The organism is Devosia albogilva, from assembly GCF_042685625.1.
GTDB lineage: Bacteria > Pseudomonadota > Alphaproteobacteria > Rhizobiales > Devosiaceae > Devosia > Devosia albogilva.
In genome coordinates, this window is record NZ_JBHUNP010000001.1 from 2,225,523 (window position 1) to 2,250,485 (window position 24,963).

Sequence of the window (24,963 nt, forward strand, 5' to 3'; positions counted from 1 at the left end):
GAGTCGCCGCAAGACAAGAACGGCTGTTTCACATTTTCATCGCTGCTGCTGCGATGAAACGGAACCAGGTCCGCAGGATGGATACCAATTGCAACATGGTGCGCCAACGGCGGCAGCTTGTCCACACCCCAACTTACGACGCGGTCGAAAGAAATGCTTACGAAACAGCCGCCTCGTGCAGAGTTTGGGCAGCGCGATGGGGTGGTTTAGATTGGTATTGAAGTGTCAGCGAATTCGTGTTGACATCGTCTCCGGAACGATCCTAGTCTTGAAAATCGTTTACAAAACCGACCGGCCCGAAAAGAGGCTGGCGGCATACAGGGAATAGGGAACTCATGCGCGTTGGCATTGTCGGCCTCGGCTATCGGCTTGGCTATCTGGCGCGGGTGTTCTCGCTGGCGCATCCGGATTTCACCGTTGCCGCCTATGTCGATCCCGATCCCGCCGGCCTCCCCTATGTCGAGGAGCATGGCGTCTCCGTCGGCCAGAGCTATGACAGCCTCGAAGCCATGCTCGATGCCGAACAGCTCGACCTCCTGATGGTCGGCTCGCCCAATCACCTCCATCTCGAGCATATCCGCATCGGGCTCGAGCGCGGGCTCAAGATCTTCGCCGAAAAGCCGGTCGTCACCACCATTGAAGACACCATGGAGCTGGCGCGGCTGCTCGCCCAGTACGGCTCCGACAATGTCATGGTCGGTCTCGTCCTCCGCTATGCCCCGCTCTATGTCGACCTGCGCAAGGCTCAGGCCGAGGGCAAGCTCGGCGACATCGCCGCCATCGAAGCTTCCGAACACATCCCGCCCTACCATGGCGCCTTCTTCATGCGCGACTGGCGCCGCTACGAGCGCTATTCCGGCAGCTTCATGCTCGAGAAGTGCTGCCACGATCTCGATCTCTACAACGGCGTCATGGGCTGCCGCCCGCGCTATGTGTCGAGCTTCGGCGGCCGCCGCAGCTTCGTGCCCAAGAATGCCCCGCAGGCAGCCGGCGCCAACGACCTCGAGGTCTACCATCGCAAGCCCTCCGGCTGGATGGGTTCGGACAAGGTCTTCGACAGCGACGGCGACATCATCGATTTCCAGCAGGCGCTGGTGGAATACGAAAACGGCGCCTCGCTCTGCTTCCACACCAACCTCAACGTGCCTCACGACTTCCGCCGCTTCGCCGTTATCGGCGCGCAGGGCATGGCCGAGGGCGATTTCATCCGCAACTACTTCCAGGTCACCGACGCCCGCACTTCCGAGCGGCTGGTCGACAAGACCTATCAGACCTCCGACCTGTCGCAGCACTATGGTGCCGACGAGCAGATGGCCGAAGACATCCTCAAGCACCTGCTCGAAGGCGCGCCGCTGCCGGTCTCGGTCACCGATGCGCTCGAAGCTGGCCTGTTAGCCCTCTCCATGGACCAGGCCATGCGCACCCGATCCGTCGTCGACATGACCCCCATCTGGCAGCAATTCGATGCTGCCCTGGGCCGGACGAGCTAAAGGAGCCCCGCCGTGACCAGCACCCGCAACGCCACCCTGTTCGCAATCGCGCTGCTGGCTCCCGCCGTCCTCTATATCCTGACGATCGTCGCCTACCCGCTGGTCGACACCATCATCCTGTCGTTCACCAACGCGTCGCTCAGGCCCGACCACGATTTCATCGGCTGGGCCAACTATGAGCGCATCTTCGGCGCCGGCAATTTCACCGAAGTCATCATCCGCACCTTCGTCTGGACCTTCTTCTCGGTGTCCATGAAGATGGTGATCGGCATGTTTGGCGCCGTGCTGCTGAACGCCGCCATTCCCGGCCAGGCGGTGTTCCGCATCCTCACCATGCCGCCCTGGATCGTGCCCATGGCCATCGGCATCTTCATGTGGGGCTGGATGTATAACGGCCAGTTCGGCATGATTTCCGGCCTGCTGCAGAACTTCGGCATCATCAGCAAGCCCTGGCCGATCCTGGCCTATGGCGACTCCGCCTTCTGGGCCACCATCGTCACCGACGTGTGGATCGGCGTGCCGATGGTCACCATCTATTTCCTCGCCGCCATGCAGTCGATCCCGCGCGACCTGCACGAAGCGGCCTGGGCCGACGGGGCCGGGCGGTTCTACCGCTTCCGCCGCATCACCCTGCCGCTGATGGTGCCGGCCATCATCACCATGAGCCTGTTGTCGCTGATCGCCACCTTCAACAGCTTCGACATCATCTGGATCCTGACCCAGGGCGGCCCGTCCGGCCAGACCACCACGATGATCATCGACACCTACAAGACCGCCATCGGCTCGCGCAAATACGGCGAAGGCGCCGCCCGGGCCGTGGTGATCTCGCTCTTCGTCACCGCCTTCTGCATCGTCTACTTCCGCGCCGTGCGGCGTCTTTCGCAGGGAGAAGCGAAATGACCGACATCCCCCGCTCCCAGGAAGTCGCCTCCGTCGACAGCCCGGCGCTGGTCAAGCCCCGGCGCAAGGTTCGCGCCCGCGCCACCAAGGCCATGATCGACCGCTACAAGTGGTACGAGGTGGCGGGCCTTTATGCCGGCATCGCGGTCTTCCTGTTCTTCGTGCTCGCCCCCTTCATCGAAGGCTTTCTGGTTTCCCTGAAGCCCTTGTCGCAGCTCTTCTCGACGCCCTACAGCTTCATCCCGAAGAACGGCTCGTTCGATGCCTACATCACCATGTGGACATCGGTGCCGGCGCTGGGCCTGCACATCTTCAACTCCTTCTTCATCTCGACCGTGGTGACGCTGATCGTCGTCGCCATCGTCGTGCCCGCCGCCTATGCCTTCGCCCGCTTCAGCTTCTCCGGGTCGGGGCTGCTGCTCGGCATGTTCCTTGCGGTCAACATGTTCTCGGGCGCGGTGCTCTTGATCCCGCTGTTCCGGCTGATGCGCACGCTCGGCCTGCTGAACACCTATTGGGCGATGATCGTGCCGGGCGCCGCCTTCCTGATCCCGTCCTCGATCTGGCTCCTGCGCACCTACATGATGCGCATCCCGCGCGAGCTCGACGAGGCCGCCTGGGTCGATGGTGCCAGCCGGTTCTACACGCTGCGCCGGGTCATCCTGCCGCTCGCCATGCCGGGCATCGTCGTGGTCGCCATCATGACCTTCATCGGCGCCTACGCCCAGCAGTTCATCTTTGCGCTGACCTTCAACTCCAAGACCGAGTTCATGCCGCTGCCGATCGGGCTCTTCGCCTTCTTCGGCAAGCAGGAGGTGATCTGGAACGAGCTGATGGCGGCCAGTTTCGTCGGCATCCTGCCGGTGCTGATCGTGATCGTGTTCCTGCAACGCTACCTCGTGGCCGGCCTCACCGCCGGGGCGATCAAGCAGTAGGACCGAGGAGGGTTTTCGACGTCGGGGCCGCGCCGGCCCCGGCTGAGGGAAAAGCGGCTCTCATATGGGCCGCATCACAAGGGAGACTACAATGAACAAGACTAGCCTTACGCTGGCGGTTTCGCTTCTGGCTCTAGCCAGCGCGACCCCTGCCACCGTCGCCCAGGACGTCCAGGAAATCACCTTCATCAACTGCGGTGACGAACTGACCGCCGGTTACGCCGAATACTTCGCCGAGTGGGAAGCCGAGAACCCCGGCTTCAAGGTCGCGCCGGAAGTCGTCGGCTGGGGCCAGTGCCAGGACAAGGTGACCACCCTCGCCGCTGCCGGCACGCCGGTTGCCCTGGCCTATGTCGGCTCGCGCACCCTCAAGCAGTTCGCCATGAACGACCTGATCGTCCCCGTCCCGATGACGGACGAGGAAAAGGCCGAGTACTACAACTACGTGCCCGACACCGTCACCTTCGACGGCACCCAGTGGGGCGTTCCGGTGGCCTTCTCCACCAAGGCTCTCTACTGGAACAAGGACCTGTTCGAGGAAGCCGGTCTCGATCCCGAGACTCCGCCCAAGACCTGGGAAGAAAAGATCGCTTTCGCCAAGCAGATCACCGAGAACACCGATGCGGCCGGTTACGGTCTCGTCGCCAAGACCTTCGACAACACCATGCACCAGTTCCTCCACTGGGTGTACACCAACAACGGTTCGGTGATCGACGCCGAGGGCAACATCACCCTCAACTCGCCGCAGGTCCTGGCTGCCCTTGAAGCCCTCAAGGAAATCACGCCCTACTCCGAGGAAGGCCCGACTGCCTACGAGCAGAACGAAGTCCGCGCCATCTGGCTCGACGGCGGCGTTGCCATGATCGAAGCCTCCCCGGGCGCTGCCATCCTGGCCGAAGAAGCCGGCATGAACTGGGGCGTGGCCGACCTGCCGCTCGGTCCCGACGCTCAGGGTCCCGGCACCCTGCTGATCACCGACGCGCTGGCCGTGTTCAAGGGCTCGGGTGTCGAGGAGCAGGCCATCAGCCTCGCCAAGTACATCACCTCCGGTGAGCGTCAGTGGGCTGCAGAAATGGCCCAGGGCCTGACCCCGCTGCGTCCGCTTGAGCCGCAGACCAGCGAGCTGGTCGCCGAGAAGCCCTACTGGCAGCCCTTCCTCGACGGCATCGAGTTCGGTGGTCCCGAGCCGCTGTTCACCGACTACATCGGTCTGCAGAACGTCATGATCGAGATGGTCCAGTCGGTCGTCACCGGCCAGGCCGAACCGCAGGAAGCGCTGGAGCGCGCTGCCGGCGAACTCGAGCAGTACAAGTAAGGTCCTCCCAGACCCTGCCGCCGCCCTTCGGGGCGGCGGCTTCCCAGATTATCGGAGACGCCGCATGTCGCAGCTCAGCCTCAAGCACCTCGAAAAGAGCTTCAACGAAGCTCGCATCATCAAGGGCATCGACCTCGAGGTCGCCGAGGGCGAGTTCGTGGTCTTCGTTGGCCCCTCCGGCTGCGGCAAGTCAACGCTGTTGCGCATGATCGCCGGCCTCGAGGATGTCACTGCCGGCGAGATCGAGATCGGCGGCCGCGTCGTCAACGAGCTTCCCCCGGTCCAGCGCGGCATCGCCATGGTGTTCCAGTCCTATGCGCTCTATCCGCATATGACCGTTTACGAGAACATCGCCTTCCCGCTGCGCGTCGAAAAGCTCCCGCAGGCCGAAGTCGACCAGCGCGTCCAGGCCGCGGCCAAGGTGCTGCAGCTCGAGTCGCGCCTCCAGCACCGGCCGGGCCAGCTCTCCGGCGGCCAGCGCCAGCGCGTCGCCATCGGCCGCGCCATCGTGCGTCAGCCCAAGATTTTCCTGTTCGACGAGCCGCTTTCCAATCTCGACGCCGCGCTCCGCTCCGAGATGCGCATCGAGCTGATGGAACTGCACAAGCGCCTCGGCTCCACCATGATCTACGTCACTCACGACCAGATCGAAGCCATGACCATGGCCGACAAGATCGTGGTGCTGAACGCCGGCGAGATCTCGCAGGTCGGCTCGCCGCTCGAGCTCTACCACAAGCCCGACAACCTGTTCGTCGCCGGCTTCATCGGCAGCCCCAAGATGAACTTCATCTCCGGCAAGGTGCGCAGCGCCGACGGCACCACGGCGGTGATCGATGTCGGCAGCCTCGGCACGCTGTCGCTGCCGCGCAGCAGCACCGAGATCGCCGGCCGCGATGTCACCATCGGCATCCGCCCGGAACACCTGGCGCTGGGCAGCGGCGAGTTCACCCTTGAAGTTACGCCCCGCATCGTCGAGGAACTCGGCATCCACACGGTGACCTATTCCGATCTCCCCGCCGGAGAGAACTTCCTCGGCCTCTTCGAAGGCGGCCCGGAGATCACCGAGGGGACTCCGATCAGCGTCGGTTTCAACCGCGCTCAGGTGCACCTGTTCGATCATCGCGGGCAGGCCGTCTACTAAAGGCCGCCCACCCGCGAGGAGGCAGTTCCATGCTCGACATCGTGGGTATCCTGCAGACCGAGAAGGACGAGTTCACCCGTTCCGAGCGGGCGCTGACCGAGATCGTCCTCGCCGACGTCGAGAGCGTCTTGAAGATGTCTATCGTCGACCTTGCCGCGCAGGCCGACGTCTCGCCGCCGACGGTCACCCGCTTCTGCCGCCGCCTCGGCTGCGATTCCTATGCCGATTTCAAGCTGCGCCTCGCCCAGTCCCGCTTCGTCGGCCAGCGTTATTTCGCCCCCACCGCCGGCCCCTCGAGCGTGCAGGAGATCGCCCAGGGCGTGATCAACGGCATCCAGTCGACCATCTACGAAACCTTCGATCACTTGGATTTCGCCGCGGTCGAGCGCGCTGCCGAGAGCATCGTCAAGTCGAGCTACGTGCTGGCCTTCGGCTCTGGCGGCGCCTCCTCCACCATGGCCAGCGAGATCGAGACGCGCCTGTTCCGCCTCGGTATCCGCATCGCCTCTAGCGACGATCATCAGCTCCAGATGATGCGCGCCGCCTCCGCCCCGGCGGGCACAGTGGTCATCGCCTTCTCCATGTCCGGCAACAACGCCCAGCTCGCCAAGGCCCTGACCATTGCCGGCGAATACGGCCTCACCCGCGTCGTCTTCACCCGCTCCGGCTCTCCCGTCGCCGAGCAGGCCGACATCCTGGTGCCGGTTCGCTGGCACGAAAACTCCGACATCCTGCGTCCCACTCCGGGCCGCTACGCTTTCCTCGCCACCATCGACATCCTCTCCCAGACCATCGCCACCCGCCTCGGCCCCACCGCCATCGCCAGCATGCGCCGCATCAAGCACCAGTTGATCGTCAATCGCGACGGCGAAGACGGCCAGCCCCTGGGGGACTAGCCCGCTCACCGCACCCTCGTAGACCTCATGGTGAGCTTGTCGAACCACGAGGTCGGAAACTCCGTGCCGCGACCTCTCCTTCGACAGGCTCAGGATGAGGTCTTCCGCAAGATTGGACTATTGGAAAATGCCCAGCTTCTCCCTCGTCACCACCTGGACCCCCGCCAGCGACACCGAACCGCTCGGCTATGGCCTCGAACTCACCAACACCGGCGACGAGCCCGTCAGCAATTTTCAGCTCGGCTTCTCCGGTCCCGCCCGCATCGACCCGCATGCGACGCTCGAGAATGGCAAGCTGCTCCGCCGGCTGTCCAACCACACGCTGATCGCCCCGCCCGACGGTTTCGTGCTCGAGCCCGGCGCGACCTGGACCGCAACTGCCCGCGGCCTCTCCTATGGTCTCCGCCACTGGAGCGACGGCGCAAACTCCGCCTATGTCGTGCTCGCCGACGGCACTCTGGTGCCGATCGCCACCGCCCCGACCAAGGGCAAGGGCCACAATGCGCCGCTGCTCAAGGGCGCGGCCCGTTTCCCGGTCCCGGCCAAGGCACCAGTCAACGTCTCCATCATCCCCTGGCCGCAATCGGTCGCCACCACCGGCCAGCGCGCAGCTCCCGCTGGGTTCGACCTCCGTCCCGAAGGTGAACTCGCCAGCCGCGCCGCCGCTGCTTTCGCCGGCCTCGTTGACGACCTATTCCCCGTCGAAGCCATCGTCCGTCCCGCTGCCGAAGCCGGCATGCCGGTCGCCATCGTCGAGCGCGCCGGCGTGGGCGACGAGGCCTACGAGATCGCCTTCGCCGAAGACGGTGCCACCGTGGCCGCCACCACCCGCCAGGGCATGTTCTACGGCCTTGTCACGCTCGGCCACATCCTGCGCGGGGCCCGCCAGCACCCGCAGACCTTCATCTTCCCCACCGGCGGCACCATCACCGACGCCCCCGGCTTCGGTTATCGTGGCTCTCATCTCGACGTCGCCCGCCAGTTCTATACCGGTGCCGAGGTCAGCCGCCTCCTCAAGCTGATGGCCTGGAACAAGATGAACCGGTTCCACTGGCACCTGAGCGAAGACGAAGCCTGGCGCCTCGAGATCGACATCTATCCGGCCCTGACCGAGATCGCCGCCTGGCGCGGCCACGGCAAGGCGCTGCCGCCGCTGCTCGGCTCCGGTCCGTTCCCCACCGGCGGCTTCTATACCAAAAAGGTCGTCCGCCAGATCGTGGCGCTGGCCGACAGCCTCGGCATCGCCGTGATCCCCGAGATCGACATGCCCGGCCACTTCTATGCCGCGCTCCAGGCGCTCCCCGAGCTCCGCGACCCCAACGAGCAGGGCGAGTACCAGTCGGTCCAGGGCTTCCCCAACAACTCGCTCAACCCCGCCCACGAGCCGGTCTACCGCTTCGTCGAGACGGTGATCGACGAGGTGCTGGAGCTGTTCCCGGCCGGCATCTTCCACCTCGGCGCTGACGAAGTGCCGCTCGCAGCCTGGTCCGGCTCACCGCTGGCGCTCGATCTCCTGGAAAAGCTCGCCGGCCTCGAGATGCGCAAGAAGCACGAGCGCCAGTTCAACCAGCTCGGCAACCATCACGGCGCCGACGAGATCGAAGGCTCGCCCACCGCCATCCTGCAGGCCCACTTCATCCGCCGCGTCCACGACTACATCAAGTCCAAGGGCGCCATCACCGGCGGTTGGGAAGAGGCGGCCCATGGCGATGCCGTCGACAAGGACAAGAGCTTCGTCATCGGCTGGCGCAATGTCGAGATCAACGCCGCTCTCGCCGAGCGCGGCTACGACATCGTCGTTTCCCCCGGGCAGCGCTACTATCTCGACATGGCCAATGGCGTCTCCTGGGCCGAGCCCGGTGCCGGCTGGGCTGGTTGGTCAGGTCCGCAGGAAACCTACGAGTTCGACCCGCGCGCCGGCTTCTCCGAGAATGGCCTCAAGCACCTCATCGGCATTCAGAGCTGCATCTGGTCGGAATCGATGACCGACCGCGCCATCTTCGACCGCCTGGTCTTCCCGCGACTCTCGGCCATTGCCGAATCCGCCTGGACCCAGCCCGAACGCAAGAGCTGGGACCGCTTCAAGTCTCTCGTCGGCCTGATGCCCATCATGTACGGCCACTGGGCAGCGGAATAGCCGACCCCCACCCAACCTCCCCCGCCCGCGGCGGAGGAGTGCTACGGTGGCCCACCAGCATCACGCCACACTCGATCCGTCCCTCCCCCGCCTGCGGGGGAGGTTAGGTGGGGGCTCTACCGGCACGGCGAGAAGATACGCCAAGCGTGAGGCAAACTCGGTGCACCCTCTCCCCTTGCGGGAGAGGGTGGATCGGCCGTCAGGTCGAGACGGGTGAGGGGTGAGTCAAGGGCGCAAGGCCCACGGATTCTCCACCATCGGCCAGATATCCCGCCGCGCCTTGCGGTAATCCGTCTCCGCCGGCCGGTTCGGATAAGGCTTCCCCGCCGAACAATAGATGATCTCCGTCGCGATCTTGCTGAACGAGCCATAGAAATGGTTCGTCGACTTGATCAGCAGGATCCTGCGGCTGGTCGGCTCGATCCCCATCACCGAGAACAGCGACGGATCGAAGCTCTGCGCCCGGGTCGAATTGAGGATCACGTCGACGCCGTCGAAGTGGATCCATGCCGAATCCCCGAACGGCGCCCAGCTTTCCCCGAACCGCATCTCGGCGTTTCGCACCAGCCGCTTCACGGTGACACGTTTATCAACCGGATTGCCTGTAAACGGCGCTGATTTGGCACCGAAACGCAACGGGATTTCTGCACCTTCTCCCGCCGCGAAGCAGATCTGTACCGCAATCGGATCCCAGATCGTGCCCACCGCCACGTCGGTCACCCCGCGCCGGATCATCTCTTCGAGGATCACCGTTGCGTCCCCCGCCGTGCCGCCGCCGGGATTGTCCCACACATCGGCGATCACCACCGGCCCGCGCGGCGCCGCAAGTGCCTGATCTACAGCAACTTTCTCGTCCACCTGTTCGACCATGAAGGTGCCGCGCAGGGCGAACAGTTCCCGCCCCAGCTGCTCTGCCAAGGCCGCTCCGGCCGCCGGCTGCGCGTCCGTCACCGCAATGACCTTAGTGCCCATCTCCGGCACGTCGCCAGCCATAAACCCATGAATTATCGAGAGATTCAGCAGCCCCGGCTCGCTGCGCTCCAGCGCCATCATCCGGTCCACGAACCCCCGCATCGGCTGCTTGGAGGTCGGAAACACGTCGATCATCCGGCAGTCGAACACGCTCATCACCGGCCTGACCTCGCCCTTGAGCGCCCGAACCGCGATCGCCCACAGGTCACGCGCCCGGTCGACGAAATCGGTATGCGGGAACTCCTTGAAAGCAACGAGGAAATCCGCCGCGGCCACCCGCTTCGCCGTCAGGTGCGAGTGCGGGTCGAGCTCGGCGCAGACCAGCACATCCGGCCCCACGATCTCGCGCACCCGCGTGAGGAGGTCCCCCTCGCAATCGTCATAGCCCTGCGCCACCATCGCGCCATGGAGCCCCAGCACCACCGCATCGACCGGCATCGCTGCCCGCAGTTCCGCCAGGATTTCGTCGCGCAGCCCCTCATAGGTCGCCCGCGCCACCAGCCCCGCCGGATCGGCCCAACTGGCGCTGCCTTCGATCAAGGTCCAGCCCTCGCGGGCGCAGACTTCGCGGCCCACCGTGATCGGCGCCGTGCACAGCGTCGGCGTTTCCGGATGCTGCCCTGGCCCCGCCTGCAGCGACGCCTCGAAGGCGCGGCGGTCGATTGCGATGGGCGAGAAGGTGTTGGTTTCGGTGGCGAGGGCGGCAGTGAAGATGCGCAAGGGGAAGGACTCGCCTTCTGTCGAGACAAGGAGTGAGGTCAGTCCTACCATGATCGCACCCTTGGCTCACGTAAGAAATTTACATCGCCCAGCAACAATCCGGTTCATTTCGCCCGCATTCCGCGGCTAATGTTCGACAACGCCGAAACTGGCTTACATTTCCAACCACAGGAGTCTCTCATGCCGATCAAACGCTATGGTGCTGAAAAGGCCGGTGCCGGCGGCCAGAACCTCCCCTTCGCCCGTGCCGTCGAAGCCGGCGGCTGGCTGTTCGTCTCCGGCCAGGTGGCGATGAAGGATGGGGAAATCGTGGGCAACGGCATCGTCGAGCAGACCCATCTCACCATAAAGAACATCATCGCCATCCTCGAGGAAGCTGGTTACGGCCTCGAACACGTGGTCCGCTGCGGCGTCTGGCTCGACGATCCGCGCGACTTCTGGAGCTTCAACGCCGTCTACAAGAGCTATTTCGGCGAACATCCCCCCGCCCGCGCCTGCGTGCAGTCGCACATGATGGTCGACTGCAAGGTCGAGATCGAATGCGTGGCGTATAAGGGGCCGTAACCGCTCCCGCCGACGCTTCGCAGACCTCATGGTGAGCCTGTCGAACCACGAGGTCGGTAACGCAGTGGCCGCGACCTCCTCCTTCGACGCGCTCAGGATGAGGTTCTAGGAGAATATGGTGCCCCAGATGACCTCCCCCTTCCGCCTCGATGGCCAGACCGTCCTCGTCACCGGTGCCGGCGGCGGCATCGGCCGGGCCCTGGTGGCCGCCTTTCGTGAAGCTGGCGCCAGCGTCATCGGCGCCGATGTCGAGCCGGCGCTGCTTGCCGACCTCGACCTCGCCGGCCGCATCCTCTTCGATCAGGCCGATCCTGCCGCCACCCGCGCCGCGGTGGTCGAGCACATCGGTGCCCACGGTGCTCCCGATGCCGTCGTCGCCAATGCCGGCTTCACCCGCGCCGAGCATCTCGGCCATCTCGACGATGCGGTCTGGGCCTCCGAACTCGCCATCAACCTCAACGGTGCCTATGCGCTGACCGATCCGATCATCGACGCCATGGCCAAGCGGGGCAGGGGGGCACTCGTCTTCATCTCCTCCGTCAACGCCCTCGCTCACTACGGCAATCCGGCCTATTCCGCCGCCAAGGCGGGGCTGGTCGCCTACAGCAAGGCCCTCGCGGTCGAGCACGGCCGCGACGGCATCCGCTCCAATGTCGTTGCCCCCGGTTCCGTCCGCACCCCGGCCTGGGATCACCGGCTCGAAGCCGATCCGGCCCTGCTCGGCAAGGTGCTGCCGCACTATCCGCTCGGGCGCCTGGTGTCCCCGGTTGATGTCGCCAACGCCGCCGTGTTCCTGTGTTCCGATGCCGCCGCCGGCATCACCGGCACCGTTCTGCCGGTCGATGCCGGGCTGACCGCCGGCAATCTCCGCTTCGTCGACGAGGTCCTGCGCCCCAATGACTGACCTGTCCGCTCTCGAGACGCCCGCCGTCCTGATCGACATCGATCGCGTCGAAAGCAATCTGCGCCGCGCGCAAGACTATGCCGACCAGCACGGCCTGAAGCTCCGGCCGCACATCAAGACCCACAAGCTGCCGCGCTTTGCCCGCCGCGCCATCGAACTCGGCGCCGTCGGCATCACCGTGCAGAAGCTGGGCGAGGCCGAGGTTTTTGCCGATGCCGGCATCCGCGAGATATTTCTGCCCTACAACATCATCGGCGCGAGGAAACTCGCCCGCCTCCGTGCGCTCGCCCAACGGATCAACATCTCCGTCACCGCCGACAGCCGCGAAACCGTCGCCGGCCTCTCCGCCACCTTCGCCGACGCACCCCAACCGCTAAACGTTCTCGTCGAGTGCGATACCGGCATGGGGCGTTGCGGCGTCCAGAGCCCCGCTGCTGCGCTGGACCTGGCGCAGGTCATCGCCGCCTCGCCCGGTCTCCATTTCGGCGGGCTGATGACCTATCCCGCCGCCGGCAAAGTCGAACAGAACGCAGCCTGGCTGGCGGAAGCGGTGGACCTGCTCACCGCCAACGGCCTTGCGCCCGAGATCGTCAGCAATGGCGGCACGCCGGACCTGTGGCGTGCTCACGAGGTCACCGCCGCCACCGAGCACCGCCCCGGTACCTATATCTATATGGACCGCTCCCAGGTCGCGAGGAACGTCGGCACCTGGGCCGATTGTGCCCTGACCGTTCTTGCCACCGTCGTCAGCCGGCCCACCGAGGACCGCGCCATCATCGATGCCGGCTCCAAGGCCCTGACCAGCGATACCCTCGGGCTCACCGGCTTTGGCCTCATCGAAGCCTACCCAGAGGCGGTGATCACCGGCCTCAGCGAAGAGCACGGCACGCTCGATCTCTCGCGTTGCACCGACAAGCCCAGGATCGGCGACACGGTCCGCATCATCCCCAACCATGCCTGTGTGGTCTCCAACCTCTTTGACCGGGTGCACCTGATTTCGAACGAGCAACTGGTCGAAACCATCGAGGTGGCGGCGCGCGGTCGCGTCGATTAGGCTCCTCCGAAACGGAGGAGAACACCCATGCCCGATCTTCTGGTCCGGCTCTACGACCTGCCCCAGGCTTTCGCCAGCGAGCAGCGCGTCTTTGCTGCCGGCATCACCGTCCGCCGCGCTATCGCGCCGGAGGCCCATGTCATCTGCGACTGGATCGGGCGCCACTTCAGTCAGGGTTGGGTGAGTGAGGCGCAAAAGGCCATGGCGCAGTCGCCGGTCACCCTCTGGGTCGCGCACCGCAACGACCGCATTCTCGGCTTCGCCTGCCACGACGCCACCGCCAAGGGCTTCTTCGGCCCCACCGGCGTCGACGAGACCGAGCGTGGCAAGGGCCTCGGCGAGGCTTTGCTGACCGCCACCCTCAAGGGCATGCGCGAAGCCGGCTACGCCTATGCCGTCATCGGCGGCGCCGGCCCCGTCGCCTTCTATCAGAAGCGCCTCGACGCCATGCCCATCCCCGGCAGCGAACCCGGCATCTACAAGGATATGCTGAAAGGCGGATCGACCTGAGGAGCCACTGTTCTGCCCACCCTCCCCCTTGCGGGGAGGGCCGGGGAGGGGGTCCTTCGGCTCTCCTGTCGCTGCCTAGATACCGAAACCCGCCCCCAGCGCCTCCTTCCCCTCGATGGGGAGGGACCGAGGGTGGGGTGGAGCCACAGACTCGATGCACATGATGCCGACGATCCCCCGCAGCTTCTTCGACCGCCCCGTCCTCGACGTCGCCCGCGACCTGATCGGCGCCACCCTGCTGGTCGACGGCGTCGGCGGTCCGCTCGTCGAGGTGGAGGCCTATGACGAGACCGATCCGGCCTCGCACAGTTTCCGCGGCCCCACCGCCCGCAATGCCGCCATGTTCGGACCGCCCGGCATTGCCTATGTCTACAAGATCTACGGCATCCACTGGTGCCTCAACTTCGTCTGCCGCCCCGGCAGTGCCGTGCTGATCCGCGCCCTCGAACCCACGCACGGCCTCGACCAGATGCGCCAGCGCCGCGGTGGGCTCGCCGATCGCCAGCTCTGCTCCGGCCCCGGCAAGCTGTGCGAAGCCCTCGCCATCGACCGTCGCCACGACCACGTGCCGCTCGACCAGCCGCCCTTCACCCTTCTCGCAGCTGACCGCGACCACCCCATCGTCACCGGTCCCCGCATCGGCATCACCAAGGGCGCCGACACCCCCTGGCGCTTCGGCGTCCAGAACTCCCCCTTCCTCAGCCGCCCGATGAAGGGCTGAGGCGCGCCGCACCCGGCCGATGACTCTCCCCTCCATCGTCCCCTCTCCCCTCAGGGGAGAGGGTCAGGGTGAGGGGTGCACTCTCACGGCAGGACCTCGGTGCTGCACCCCTCATCCGCCTCTACGGGGCGATCTCTCCCCTGAGGGGAGGGGGCCAGAGCGAGGGGTTCAACACACGCCGCACCCGGAACCACTCCCCACCCCACCCGTTGCCCTCGCACGAGACCGGTGCGCGTCAACCGGACGCGGCGGCATAGGGAACGGGGATGGTTTTTCCGGTTTCCCGCCCCGGCCAACGAAACGGCAGCCGAGCCCTTGTCCCGCCCGCACCGGTCTCATCCCATCACAGCGAGGCCCCCATGTCCGGCGACGACAGCAACAAGATCAATCCGCCCCAGCATCAGGACCACCAGCCCGGTCGCGAGACCGAGATGCACCCCAAGCCCGACTACATGCCGAAATTCGCCGGCAATGGTCGCCTCAAGGACAAGGTGGCGATCATCACCGGCGGCGATTCCGGCATCGGCCGCGCCTGCGCCGTGCTCTTCGCGCGCGAGGGTGCGGAGGTCGCGATCGTCTATCTCGAGGAAACCGAGGACGCCAAGATCACCGCCGACGCCATCAAGGCGGAAGGCAAGGAGGCGTTGCTGATCCGCGGCGACGTCGCCGACAAGACCTTCTGCGACAACGTCGTCGGCAAGGTGGTGGAGCAGTTCGGCAAGCTCGACGTCCTCGTCAACAACGCCGCCGAGCAGCATGTCCAGCAGGACCTGACCGACATCACCCCCGAACAACTGGCCAAGACCTTCGAGACCAATCTGTTCGGCTATTTCTACATGACCCAGGCTGCCCTGCCGCACCTTCAGGAGGGCGCCTCGATCGTCAACACCACCTCCGTCACCGCCTATCGCGGCTCGCCGACCCTGATCGACTATTCGGCCACCAAGGGCGCCATCGTCGCCTTCACCCGCTCGCTCTCCGGCAGCCTGGCGGAAAAGGGCATCCGCGTGAACGCCGTCGCCCCGGGCCCGATCTGGACCCCGCTGATCCCGGCAACCTTCCCGCCCGACAAGGTTGCCGAGTTCGGCGCCAGCCAGCCGCTCAAGCGCCCGGGCCAGCCCAACGAGGTCGCCACCTGCCACCTCTTCCTCGCCTGCGACGAAAGCTCCTACCTCTCCGGCCAGGTGCTCCACCCCAATGGCGGCGAGATCGTCGGAGGCTAGGGGCTGCTATCTCTCGTAAACCTCATCCTGAGCTTGTCGAAGGACGAGGTCGCGGCCACGGTGTCACCGACCTCGTGGCTCGACAGGCTCACCATGAGGTCTGCGAGGTTCCAACGGAGAGGTGATCCCGTTAAGTTCCCGGTAATTGCCATTGCGGCTCACCCCCGACCCATGATTCAACCCGTGGGGTGAGCCTCCACGATTTCACCACCGACCTCTTCGCTCCACCGCCGCCCAAGCCGCGCGCGCCGCTCGACGTGCTGCGCGACGTCTTCGGGCACAAGAGCTTCCGCGGCCAGCAGGCCGATGTGATCGATCACGTGGTCGGCGGCGGGGACGCCGTGGTGCTGTTCCCCACCGGTGCCGGCAAGTCGATGTGCTTCCAGATCCCGGCGATCTGCCGCCCCGGCGTCGGCATCGTGGTTTCGCCGCTGATCGCGCTGATGCGCGACCAGGTCGAGGCTCTGCGCCAGGCCGGCGTCCGCGCCGCTGCGCTCAATTCCTCCCTCACTCCGGAAGAATCGCAGGAGGCCCGGCGTCAGCTTCGCCGCGGCGAACTCGACCTGCTTTATGTCGCCCCCGAGCGCGTCGCGACGCCGGGCTTCGCCAACATGCTCGGCGATTGCGAGATCGCGCTCTTTGCCATCGACGAGGCCCACTGCGTGTCGCAATGGGGCCACGACTTCCGCCCCGAATATCGCGAACTGATCCACCTAGTGGAGCTGTTCCCCGGCGTGCCGCGCATCGCGCTGACCGCCACCGCCGATCCCACCACCCGCGAAGACATCATCGAGCGCCTCGGTCTAGAGCAGGCGCGTGTCTTCACCACCAGCTTCGACCGCCCCAACATCAGCTATTCCATCGTGGAGCGCGACAAGCCACGCGAGCAGTTGCTGAGCTTCCTCGCCGGTCACAACGGCGCCTCCGGCATCGTCTACTGCCTGTCCCGCGCCAAGGTGGAAGACCTGGCCGAATGGCTGAGCGGCAAGGGTATCAAGACGCTGCCCTACCACGCCGGCATGCCGGCCGACCTGCGCAGCCGCAACCAGGATGCCTTCCTCAAGGAAGAAGGCCTCTGCCTCGTCGCCACCGTCGCCTTCGGCATGGGCATCGACAAGCCCGACGTGCGCTATGTCGCCCACATGGACCTGCCGTCCTCGATCGAGGCCTATTACCAGGAAACCGGCCGCGCCGGCCGCGACGGCCAACCCGCCGAAGCCTGGATGAGCTACGGCATGGCCGACGTCGTCCAGCGCCGCCGCATGATCGACGAGGGCAATGCCCCTGACGAGGTCAAGCGCCTCGAACACGCCAAGCTCAATGCCCTGCTCGGCGTCTGCGAAACCGCCGAGTGCCGCCGCCAGGCGATCCTGCGCCATTTCGGCGAAGCCCATTCCGGCGGCTGCAACAACTGCGATACCTGCACCTCCCCCGTCGAATCCTGGGACGGCACCGAGGCCGCCATCAAGGCCATGGCCGCGATCTACCGCACCGGTCAGCGCTTCGGCGCCGCGCATATCATCGACGTGCTCGTCGGCAAGGAGACCGAGAAGGTCACCCGCTTCGGCCACCAGCACCAGCCGGTCTTCGGCCAGGGCCGCGAACTCGACGCCAAGGCCTGGCAGTCGGTCTTGCGCCAGCTCGCCGCCTCCGGCCTCGTCCTTACCGACCACCAGAACCACGGCGCCCTGATGCTGGGGGAGGGCGCCCGCGCCGTGTTCAAGCGCGAAAAGTCCGTCACCCTGCGCAAGGATCGCCCCAAGCGGGCAGTCGAAACCCGCCAGCGGCTGCGGAACGCCACCGAGGTTCCGGCTCACGCGCAGCCGCTGTTCGACGCCCTGCGCGAAGAGCGCACCCGCCTCGCCAAGCAGCAGGGCGTGCCCCCCTACGTCATCTTCCATGACTCCACGCTCAAGGCCATGGCCCTCGCGCAGCCGCGCCACCCCCACGATCTCCTGAACCTGCCCGGCGTCGGCCAGGGCAAGCTCGACCGCTACGGTCCCGCCTTCCTCAAGGTGCTGCAGGAGTTCGCCGGATGACCCCCTCACGCGCGCCGTGCCCGGGAGAAGGTGCCCCGAAGGGGCGGATGAGGGGTGCCTTCCCGTGACCCCCGAACCCGCTCCCACTCCGAAGCGCCCGCGCATCCCCGTCATCGACATCGCCCGCGGCGTCGCCATCATCGCCATGGTGGTCTACCACCTGTGCTGGGACCTGTCGTACTTCCGCTTCATCCCGGTCGATGTCGGCTACGATCCCGGCTGGGTGCTCTTTGCCCGCACCATTCTGGGCAGCTTCCTGTTCCTGGTCGGCGTTGGCCTTTCCCTCGGCCATGCCGACGGCATCCGCTGGCGCGCCTTCTGGCGCCGCTGGCTCTTCGTCCTCGCCGGCGCGCTGGTGATCACCGTCACCACCTGGTTCGCCTTCCCCGACAGCTTCGTTTATTTCGGCGTCCTCCACGCCATCGCCCTGTTCAGCCTTCTGGCGCTGCCCTTCATCCGCGCCCCGCTCTGGCTGCCGGCAATCACCGCTGCGGTGTTCATCGCCCTGCCGCTTCTCCATGCCGACCCGCTGTTCAACGAGCGCGCCTGGTCCTGGCTCGGCTTCTGGGTGGTGCCCCCGCCCGCCAACGACCTCGTGCCGGTCTTTCCGTGGTTCGGCGTCGTCCTCCTAGCAGTGGTCGTCACCCGCATCGCCCGCACCCGTGGCTGGCTCGATCGCCTCGCCCGCATCCAGCCCAAGAACCGCCTCGCCGGCATCCTCGTCTGGCTCGGCCGCTGGAGCCTCGTCATCTATCTCGTCCACCAGCCGCTACTGCTCGGCATCATCTATCCGCTGTCGGCGACGCTCCGGCCCGATCTTGCCATGCGCGAGCTCGATTTCCTCCGCGCCTGCCAGCAGACCTGCCTCGCCGGCGGCACCGATGCCGATCGCTGCACCACCTACTGCCAGTGCGGCCTCGAAGGCGTCGAAACCAACGACCTCTGGAACGCCGTCGCCACCGGCCTCGTCACCGCCGAGGAGCAGGCCCTGCTCGACGCCCAGAACCGGCAATGCTCGATCCTGATCTATCCTGAGTTGCAATCCGGCGACTGATCGGGGTTCCTGACGATCTGCGCATTTTTTGCGCAGATTGCGTCTTGAATGGAAGTTCAAATCACAGTTGTATGACAGCTGAGATTTTTCGCCCGATGCTGGCGACGGTTCCTCCCGCCTCCCCTTCGGGCCTCACGCACGTCTGGATCATTCCCTTGATTAGTCTCAAGGCGGGCCGCGCCCGCTCGCGCGGCAACGCGTCTGCCCATGTCGCCGCCGCCCATGCGGGCAAGGGCCAGAGCCCGCTGCTGCGCATCACCCTGCTGTCGCTGCGCCATCCGTTTCAGGTCGCCATCGCTGTCGGCGCGACGATCATCGCCGCCATTCTCCAGCTCAGCATCCCGCGCCTGCTCGGCCAGGCCATCGATCAGGCCCAGAACATCCTGACCGTGGCAGGAGAGGGTGGTGAACAGGCGCTGATCTGGAGCGCCGTCACCATCCTGGTGGTGTCCATCGCCCGCGGCCTGTTCACGCTGCTGCAGAACTATTTCGGCGAATCCGTCGCCCATCATGTCGGCTACGAGCTGCGCCTTGCCTTCTACGACAAGGTCCAGCGGCTCTCCTATTCCTACCACGACAAGGTCCATTCCGGTGACCTGATCACCGTCGGCCTGCTCGATCTCGATGGCGTACGCATCTTCTTCTCGACCGGCTTCATCCGCGTCATCCTGCTCACGGTGCTGCTCGGCGTGGGCGCCTGGCTCTTGATCTCGACCGACGTCGTGCTCGGCCTTCTGGCCCTCAGCTTCGCCCCCTTCGTCGCCTGGCGCTCCTCCGTCGCTCAGTTGCGCCTGCGTGCCACCTGGCTCGTCCTGCAGGAGAAGCTGTCGGCCCTCTCCCGTGTCATGGAAGAAAACCTCGGCGGCATCCGCGTGGTCCGCGCCTTCGCGGCCAAGGATCACGAGATGGCCAAGTTCGAGTCCGCGTCGCTCGAGGCGCTGCGACTGTCGCACCAGCGCGTCGGCATCCGGGTCCGCAACACCTCGATGATGACCTTCAGCTTCTTTGTCGCCATGGGCCTCGTGCTCTGGGTGGGCGGCAACAAGGTCATTGCCGGCGAGATGAGCGTGGGCACGCTCGCCTCCTTCCTCACCTTCATGACCATCCTGCAGATGCCCGTGCGCCAGCTCGGCCTGATGGTGAACTCCTTTGCCCGCGCCTCCACCTGCGGCTCGCGCCTCTTCGGCTTCCTCGACGAGCCGGTCGAAATCGACAGCCGCCCCGGCGCCCAGCCGCTGAAGATCACCAAGGGCGTGCTGCGCTTCGAGGACGTGCATTTCACCTATGCCGGCGCCACCCACGCCACGCTCGATGGCGTCAGCTTCGAGGCCCATCCCGGCCAGACCATCGGCATCGTCGGCGCCCCGGGCAGCGGCAAGTCGACGCTCGCCCACCTCATTCCGCGCTTCTATGACGTCACCGGTGGCCGCATCACCATCGACGGGCAGGACGTTCGCGACGTGACCCTCCAGTCGCTCCGCCGCAGCGTCGCCGTGGTGCAGCAGGATACGTTCCTCTTCACCACCACCATCGAAAACAACATCGCCTACGGCAATCCGTGGGCGCGCGAGACCAAGATCGAGAAGGCCGCCGAGAGCGCCCAGCTCCACAACTACATCATGGGCCTGCCGGCCAGTTACGGCACCGTGGTCGGCGAGCGCGGCGTCTCCCTCTCCGGCGGGCAGCGCCAGCGCCTCTCCATCGCCCGCAGCCTCGTGCTGCGCCCCGCCGTGATGGTCTTCGACGATTCAACCGCCGCCATCGATGCCGGCACCGAACATCGCATCCGCACCGCCATCCGCCGCTATGCCGAGGATCGGGTCACCCTTATCATCTCGCACCGGCTGAGCTCCCTCATGCACGCCGACACCATCCTGTTCCTCGCCGACGGCAAGATCGCCGAGCGCGGCACCCATGCCGAACTGCTCGAGCTCGGCGGCCGCTATCGCGCCCTCTACGACCTGCAGACCCGCCCGACCGAGGACTTCGACATCGGGAGCGCCGCGCAATGAGTGCCATCGAGCAGGACGAGGACGAGCCGATCCATCACGGCCGCCGCCCGCCGCGTGCCAGTGTCGGCTCGCACCGCATCGAGGAAGAGGTCTTCGGCAAGGCCTACGATCCGCGCACCGTGCGCCGCATCTGGGCCTTCGTTCACCCCTACCGTCACAAGATCTATCTGTCCGTCGCCGCGGTGATCCTCTTCACCGGCACCCAGCTCGCGATCCCTCTGATCATCGGCAATGCCATCGACTCGGCGCTGGTCGCTGGTGGCGACGCCTCGCTGCTGATGCGGGCCGTCGGCCTTTTCGCCATCGTCGTGCTGGTCAATTTCGGCGCCTCCTTCGTGCAGGAAAAGCAGGTCGGCGAAGTCGCCGAGCACGTGCTGTTCGACATGCGCCGCGCCATGTTCGACCGCCTTCAGCGCGTCTCGCTCTCCTTCATGGACAAGACCGAGGTCGGCCGCCTGATGAGCCGCCTCCAGGGTGACGTCAATTCCATGCAGGAATTCCTCGAAACCTCGGTGATCTCGGTCGGCGACATCGTCCTGCTCGGCGGCATCATCGTCGTGCTGCTCGGGCTCGACTGGCAGTTGGGTCTGTTGACCCTCGCCACCATGCCGGTGCTGTTCCTTGTCCGCATCTTCTGGCTACCGCCGGCCAAGCGCGCCTTCTGGGCCGCGCACGAGACCAACTCGCTCACCGCCGGCGCCATGGCCGAGGGCATCAACGGCGTTCGCACCATCCAGAATCTGGACCGGCAGAAGGTCAATTTCGACCTCTTCGACGACCGCGCCTACCACAATCTCGAAAACCAGCTCACCGGCTCCCGCTTCGCTCAGGTCATGGTGCCGATCGTCGACACTCTCACCGGCATCGCCATGGCGACCGTCGTGGTGGTCGGTGGGTCGCTGGTGCTCAACGGTTCGCTGCAGGTCGGCGTCATCGTCGCCTTCCTGTTCTACATCCAGCGCTTCTTCGATCCGATCCGCTCGCTCACCATGCAGTATTCGATCATGCAGCGCGCCATGACCTCCGGCCGCCGCATCATCGAAGTGCTGGATCTGCCCGTTGCCATCGCCGACAAGCCGGGCGCGGTCGAACTCACCGGCGACATGGACGGCTCGGTCGAGTTCCGCGACGTGGTCTTCGGCTATGCCCCCGACCGGCCGGTGCTCCGCAATGTCAGCTTCCGCGTCAACCCCGGCGAGACCGTCGCCCTGGTCGGCCCTACCGGCTCCGGCAAGACCAGCGCCATGGCTCTCGTGCACCGCTTCTACGAAGTGCAGTCCGGCGCGGTCCTCGTTGGCGGGCACGATGTGCGTGACGTGACGCAGGATTCCCTTGGCCGGCAGGTGGCCATGGTGCTGCAGGAGCCCTTCCTGTTCACCGGCACCGTGCTCGAGAACATCCGATACAACAAGGCCGATGCCACCCGCGAGGAGGTCATCGAGGCCGCCAAAACCGTGGGCGCCCACGATTTCATCAGCCGCTTGCCCGACGGCTATGACAGCGTGCTCGAGCAGCGCGGCGGCAACATCTCCCTCGGCCAGCGCCAGTTGATCAGCTTCGCCCGCGCCCTTGTCGCCGACGCCAAGATCCTGGTGCTCGACGAGGCCACCGCCTCCATCGACTCCTACACCGAACGGCAGATCCAGAAGGCGCTGGAGCGCCTGCTCGAAGGCCGCACCGGCCTCGTCATCGCCCACCGCCTCGCCACCATCCGCGGCGCCGACCGCATCATCGTGCTGCAGAACGGCGAAAAGATCGAAGAGGGCAACCACGATCAACTCATGGAGCAGGGCGGCCTCTACGCTCGCCTCTACAACATGAACTACGCCAGCTTCGACGACATCCCCGACGAACTGGTGGCTGAGGCAAATGCCAGGGCCGCCTCGACCTGAACCTGACGCCACGTAGACCTCATCCTGAGCCCGTCGAAGGACGAGGTCGCGGCCGCGGTGTTGCCGACCTCGTGGTTCGACAAGCTCACCATGAGGTCTAAGGCACACTAACGTTCACCCCCTCCTTCGATTGGGAAACGAGCACCCCCTCATGCCGAAATCCGCATGGCGCCGCTTCCATGGCCGGCGCATGACGGCGCCATGAGCATCTGGATCGGTGCCGCTCTCGTCGCGGCCGTCTTCGTCACCTCCACCATCTCCGGCATCTTCGGCATGGCCGGCGGGCTGATCCTGCTCGGCATCCTTCTGGCGCTCCTGCCGGTCGGCACCGCCATAGCGGTCCAGGGCATGGTGCAGATCATCGCCAACGGCTCGCGCGCCTGGTTCTCCCGCGCCTGGATCGACTGGCGGAGTCTCGGCTTCATCGTCCTCGGCCTCGCCGCCGCCGCCATCATTCTCGCCATCCTGCGCTACACGCCCGACCTGGCCACCGTCTGCATCGCCATCGGGCTGATGCCGATCCTGGTCTGGATTCCGCAGCGCTGGCTCAGCCTAGACGCCAGCCGCCCGCACCAGGCGGTGATCTGCGGCCTTGTCGGCGGCGGCCTCAATCTCGCCGTCGGCGTGTCCGGGCCCACCATCGACATCTTCTTCATCCGCACCCCCATGGACCGGCGCACCATCATCGCCACCAAGGCGGCAACGCAGGTGCTCTCCCATGCGGTGAAGGTGGTGTTCTACTGGAATGCCACCATGGTCCTGACACCCATCGAATGGACCGGCATCCTCCTCGCCGCCCCCTTCGCCATCGGCGGCACCAGCTTCGGCCACTGGATTCTGCAGCGCCTGACCGATGCCAATTTCCGCCGCTGGACGCGGCTGATCGTCACTGCCATCGGCATTTTCTATCTCATCCGCGGCTTGTCCTTGCTCGGCGCCGTCTGATCGCTATGGTGCCGGCGAGAGACCCAATGGCACCATTCGACAGCGTCACCGCCCGCCTCATCCTGCTTCTGGCCGAAACCGGCTCCATCGGCCGCGCCGCCGAGCGGGAGGGCATAGCTTCCTCCGCCGTCAGCCGTCGCGTCTCCGATCTCGAGGCCCGGCTCGGCGTCGTCCTGTTCGATCGCTCCGCTCAGGGCGTGCGCCTCACCAGTGCCGGCGAGGCCTATGCCGAAGGTTGCCGCGCCGTGTTGCGCGCCATTGCCGATCTCGATGCGGTGATGGCCGATTACGGCACCGGCCAGCGCGGCGCGCTCCGCCTCGCTTGCACCAGTTCAGCCCTCACCGGCCGTCTTCCCGAACTGCTCGCCCGCTACGCCGATCGCCATCCCGGCATTCGCATCGACATTCAGGAAATGGGCGCCGCCCGCGCCCTGCTGGCGCTGGAAGAGGGCAGGGCCGACCTCGCCATCGTCTCCGACCACTACGATTTCACCCGCTTCGAGATCAAAGCCTTCGAGGACGAGCGGGTGTGGGTGCTGGCCCCGCCCGATCACCCTCTGGCGCCCCGTCTCGACCCGCGGACGCCCATCGCCTTTGCCGAACTTGTCGATCATCCCCTTGTTGGTATCCATCACACCGGTTCTCTTGACAGATTGCTTGCCGATGCCGCTCGTGAGGGTAACAAAACGCTGTCCGAAACACTGCGGGTAGAGAGCTTTCCGGCACTGGTGCGCATGGTCGAAGCCGGCTTCGGTATCGGCTTCCTGCGCTCCACCAGCCTCCACCTTCTCGCCGGTACCGACCTCGTCTGCGCGCCCGTCGCCGACCCCTGGGCTCAACGCCAACTCCTTGTCGCCCGCCGCAAATCCAGCCCCTTATCCGCTGCCATGAAGAGCTTCCTCGCCCTCTGCAGCGACACCTACGCCCCCTCCATCTGAGGCTCCGCCATGCTCCGCACCCTCTCCGCCCTCGCCACCGCCACTCTCCTGCTGATCGCCCCCGCTGCCGCCCAGCACGAGCCGATCCGCGTGGGAGATATCGAGATCTCCGCCCCCTTCACCCGCGCCAGCCTGCCCAACGCACCGGCCGGCGGCGGCTTCATGAGCATCACCAACACCGGCACCGAGGATGATCGCCTGGTCTCCGCCGCCTCCGCGGCCGTCGCCAAGGTGGAGCTCCACGAGATGGCCATGGAAGGCGACGTCATGAAGATGCGTCCCATGACCGATGGCATCGTTATTCCCGCTGGCGAGACGGTCACTCTCGAGCCAGGTGGCCTGCACGTCATGTTCATGGGGCTTTCATCTCCGTTCATCGAAGGTGAGACCATCACCGTCACTCTGACCTTCGAAAAGGCGGGCGCTGTCGATGTGGACCTCGCCGTCGGCGGCGTCTCTGCGGCCGCTGCCGAAGGTCACCACAGCCACCACTGAGCGGCAAACCTCTGTCGGCACGACAAAACGTCCATCTCGACAAAAATACGAGCGGATGTGTCAACTTGGCCTTTGACGCTGCGCCCCGAGCCTATTATGAACCTGA

21 protein-coding genes are annotated in these 24,963 nt (G+C 65.8%); 20 read left to right on the forward strand and 1 reads right to left on the reverse strand.

The window, feature by feature from the left end; genetic code table 11:
• The first annotated feature begins 335 nt into the window (after positions 1 to 335).
• The 7 genes from ACFSX5_RS11255 to ACFSX5_RS11285 all read left to right on the forward strand — a co-directional run bounded on the left by ACFSX5_RS11255 (position 336) and on the right by ACFSX5_RS11285 (position 8,814).
• Positions 336 to 1,490, forward strand: a complete 1,155-nt coding sequence (locus ACFSX5_RS11255; protein WP_386833523.1) for a Gfo/Idh/MocA family protein — start codon at positions 336 to 338, stop codon at positions 1,488 to 1,490.
• A 12-nt stretch (positions 1,491 to 1,502) separates the two neighbouring features.
• Entirely contained in the window at positions 1,503 to 2,390 is an 888-nt protein-coding gene (locus tag ACFSX5_RS11260; RefSeq protein WP_386833524.1) for a carbohydrate ABC transporter permease, read from the forward strand.
• Positions 2,391 to 2,482: 92 nt separating this feature from the next.
• Positions 2,483 to 3,325, forward strand: a complete 843-nt coding sequence (locus ACFSX5_RS11265) for a carbohydrate ABC transporter permease (protein WP_386835627.1) — start codon at positions 2,483 to 2,485, stop codon at positions 3,323 to 3,325.
• A gap of 91 nt (positions 3,326 to 3,416) precedes the next feature.
• Positions 3,417 to 4,640: an ABC transporter substrate-binding protein gene (locus ACFSX5_RS11270; RefSeq protein ID WP_386833526.1), complete on the forward strand. Its 1,224-nt coding sequence runs from the start codon at positions 3,417 to 3,419 to the stop codon at positions 4,638 to 4,640.
• 64 nt (positions 4,641 to 4,704) lie between these two features.
• Positions 4,705 to 5,781 carry an ABC transporter ATP-binding protein gene (locus ACFSX5_RS11275; protein WP_386833528.1) on the forward strand — a complete coding sequence of 359 codons (1,077 nt, stop codon included), beginning with the start codon at positions 4,705 to 4,707 and terminating at the stop codon, positions 5,779 to 5,781.
• A gap of 29 nt (positions 5,782 to 5,810) precedes the next feature.
• On the forward strand, positions 5,811 to 6,677 hold the full coding sequence (locus ACFSX5_RS11280; RefSeq protein ID WP_386833529.1) for a MurR/RpiR family transcriptional regulator: 867 nt from the start codon (positions 5,811 to 5,813) through the stop codon (positions 6,675 to 6,677).
• A gap of 127 nt (positions 6,678 to 6,804) precedes the next feature.
• Complete coding sequence (locus tag ACFSX5_RS11285) at positions 6,805 to 8,814, forward strand: beta-N-acetylhexosaminidase (protein WP_386833530.1); 2,010 nt, start codon at positions 6,805 to 6,807, stop codon at positions 8,812 to 8,814.
• Between the two features lie 225 nt (positions 8,815 to 9,039).
• On the opposite strand, the gene ACFSX5_RS11290 is transcribed toward ACFSX5_RS11285, so the two are convergent.
• A complete protein-coding gene (locus ACFSX5_RS11290; RefSeq protein WP_386835628.1) occupies positions 9,040 to 10,506 on the reverse strand; it encodes a M81 family metallopeptidase in 1,467 nt (488 codons plus the stop codon).
• Positions 10,507 to 10,686: 180 nt separating this feature from the next.
• Here ACFSX5_RS11290 and ACFSX5_RS11295 point away from each other — a divergent pair, with 180 nt between their 5' ends.
• From ACFSX5_RS11295 to ACFSX5_RS11355, 13 genes are all read left to right on the forward strand, one after another.
• Positions 10,687 to 11,070: a RidA family protein gene (locus ACFSX5_RS11295; protein WP_386833531.1), complete on the forward strand. Its 384-nt coding sequence runs from the start codon at positions 10,687 to 10,689 to the stop codon at positions 11,068 to 11,070.
• Positions 11,071 to 11,197: 127 nt separating this feature from the next.
• Positions 11,198 to 11,974, forward strand: coding sequence for an SDR family oxidoreductase (locus ACFSX5_RS11300; protein ID WP_386835629.1), 777 nt, complete (start codon positions 11,198 to 11,200; stop codon positions 11,972 to 11,974).
• A complete protein-coding gene (locus ACFSX5_RS11305; RefSeq protein WP_386833532.1) occupies positions 11,967 to 13,028 on the forward strand; it encodes a D-TA family PLP-dependent enzyme in 1,062 nt (353 codons plus the stop codon). The genes ACFSX5_RS11300 and ACFSX5_RS11305 overlap by 8 nt, the downstream gene beginning before the upstream one ends.
• Positions 13,029 to 13,055: 27 nt before the next feature.
• Positions 13,056 to 13,538, forward strand: a complete 483-nt coding sequence (locus ACFSX5_RS11310; RefSeq protein WP_386833534.1) for a GNAT family N-acetyltransferase — start codon at positions 13,056 to 13,058, stop codon at positions 13,536 to 13,538.
• Between the two features lie 154 nt (positions 13,539 to 13,692).
• Positions 13,693 to 14,259 carry a DNA-3-methyladenine glycosylase gene (locus ACFSX5_RS11315; protein WP_386833536.1) on the forward strand — a complete coding sequence of 189 codons (567 nt, stop codon included), beginning with the start codon at positions 13,693 to 13,695 and terminating at the stop codon, positions 14,257 to 14,259.
• 359 nt (positions 14,260 to 14,618) lie between these two features.
• Positions 14,619 to 15,482: an SDR family oxidoreductase gene (locus ACFSX5_RS11320; RefSeq protein ID WP_386833537.1), complete on the forward strand. Its 864-nt coding sequence runs from the start codon at positions 14,619 to 14,621 to the stop codon at positions 15,480 to 15,482.
• 188 nt (positions 15,483 to 15,670) lie between these two features.
• Entirely contained in the window at positions 15,671 to 17,521 is a 1,851-nt protein-coding gene (recQ, locus tag ACFSX5_RS11325; protein WP_386833539.1) for a DNA helicase RecQ, read from the forward strand.
• A gap of 64 nt (positions 17,522 to 17,585) precedes the next feature.
• The gene (locus tag ACFSX5_RS11330) at positions 17,586 to 18,575 is read left to right on the forward strand and encodes a heparan-alpha-glucosaminide N-acetyltransferase (RefSeq protein ID WP_386833541.1); all 990 of its coding nucleotides are present in this window, start codon (positions 17,586 to 17,588) and stop codon (positions 18,573 to 18,575) included.
• Between the two features lie 155 nt (positions 18,576 to 18,730).
• Positions 18,731 to 20,587, forward strand: a complete 1,857-nt coding sequence (locus ACFSX5_RS11335) for an ABC transporter ATP-binding protein (RefSeq protein WP_386833542.1) — start codon at positions 18,731 to 18,733, stop codon at positions 20,585 to 20,587.
• Positions 20,584 to 22,479, forward strand: a complete 1,896-nt coding sequence (locus ACFSX5_RS11340; RefSeq protein WP_386833543.1) for an ABC transporter ATP-binding protein — start codon at positions 20,584 to 20,586, stop codon at positions 22,477 to 22,479. Before ACFSX5_RS11335 ends, ACFSX5_RS11340 begins: the two co-directional genes overlap by 4 nt.
• 201 nt (positions 22,480 to 22,680) lie before the next feature.
• Positions 22,681 to 23,424, forward strand: coding sequence for a TSUP family transporter (locus tag ACFSX5_RS11345; protein ID WP_386833544.1), 744 nt, complete (start codon positions 22,681 to 22,683; stop codon positions 23,422 to 23,424).
• A 26-nt stretch (positions 23,425 to 23,450) separates the two neighbouring features.
• Positions 23,451 to 24,362 carry a LysR family transcriptional regulator gene (locus ACFSX5_RS11350; RefSeq protein WP_386833546.1) on the forward strand — a complete coding sequence of 304 codons (912 nt, stop codon included), beginning with the start codon at positions 23,451 to 23,453 and terminating at the stop codon, positions 24,360 to 24,362.
• A 9-nt stretch (positions 24,363 to 24,371) separates the two neighbouring features.
• Positions 24,372 to 24,857 (forward strand): copper chaperone PCu(A)C, encoded by a 486-nt coding sequence (locus ACFSX5_RS11355; RefSeq protein WP_386833547.1) that lies wholly within the window; start codon positions 24,372 to 24,374, stop codon positions 24,855 to 24,857.
• Positions 24,858 to 24,963 lie beyond the last annotated feature (106 nt).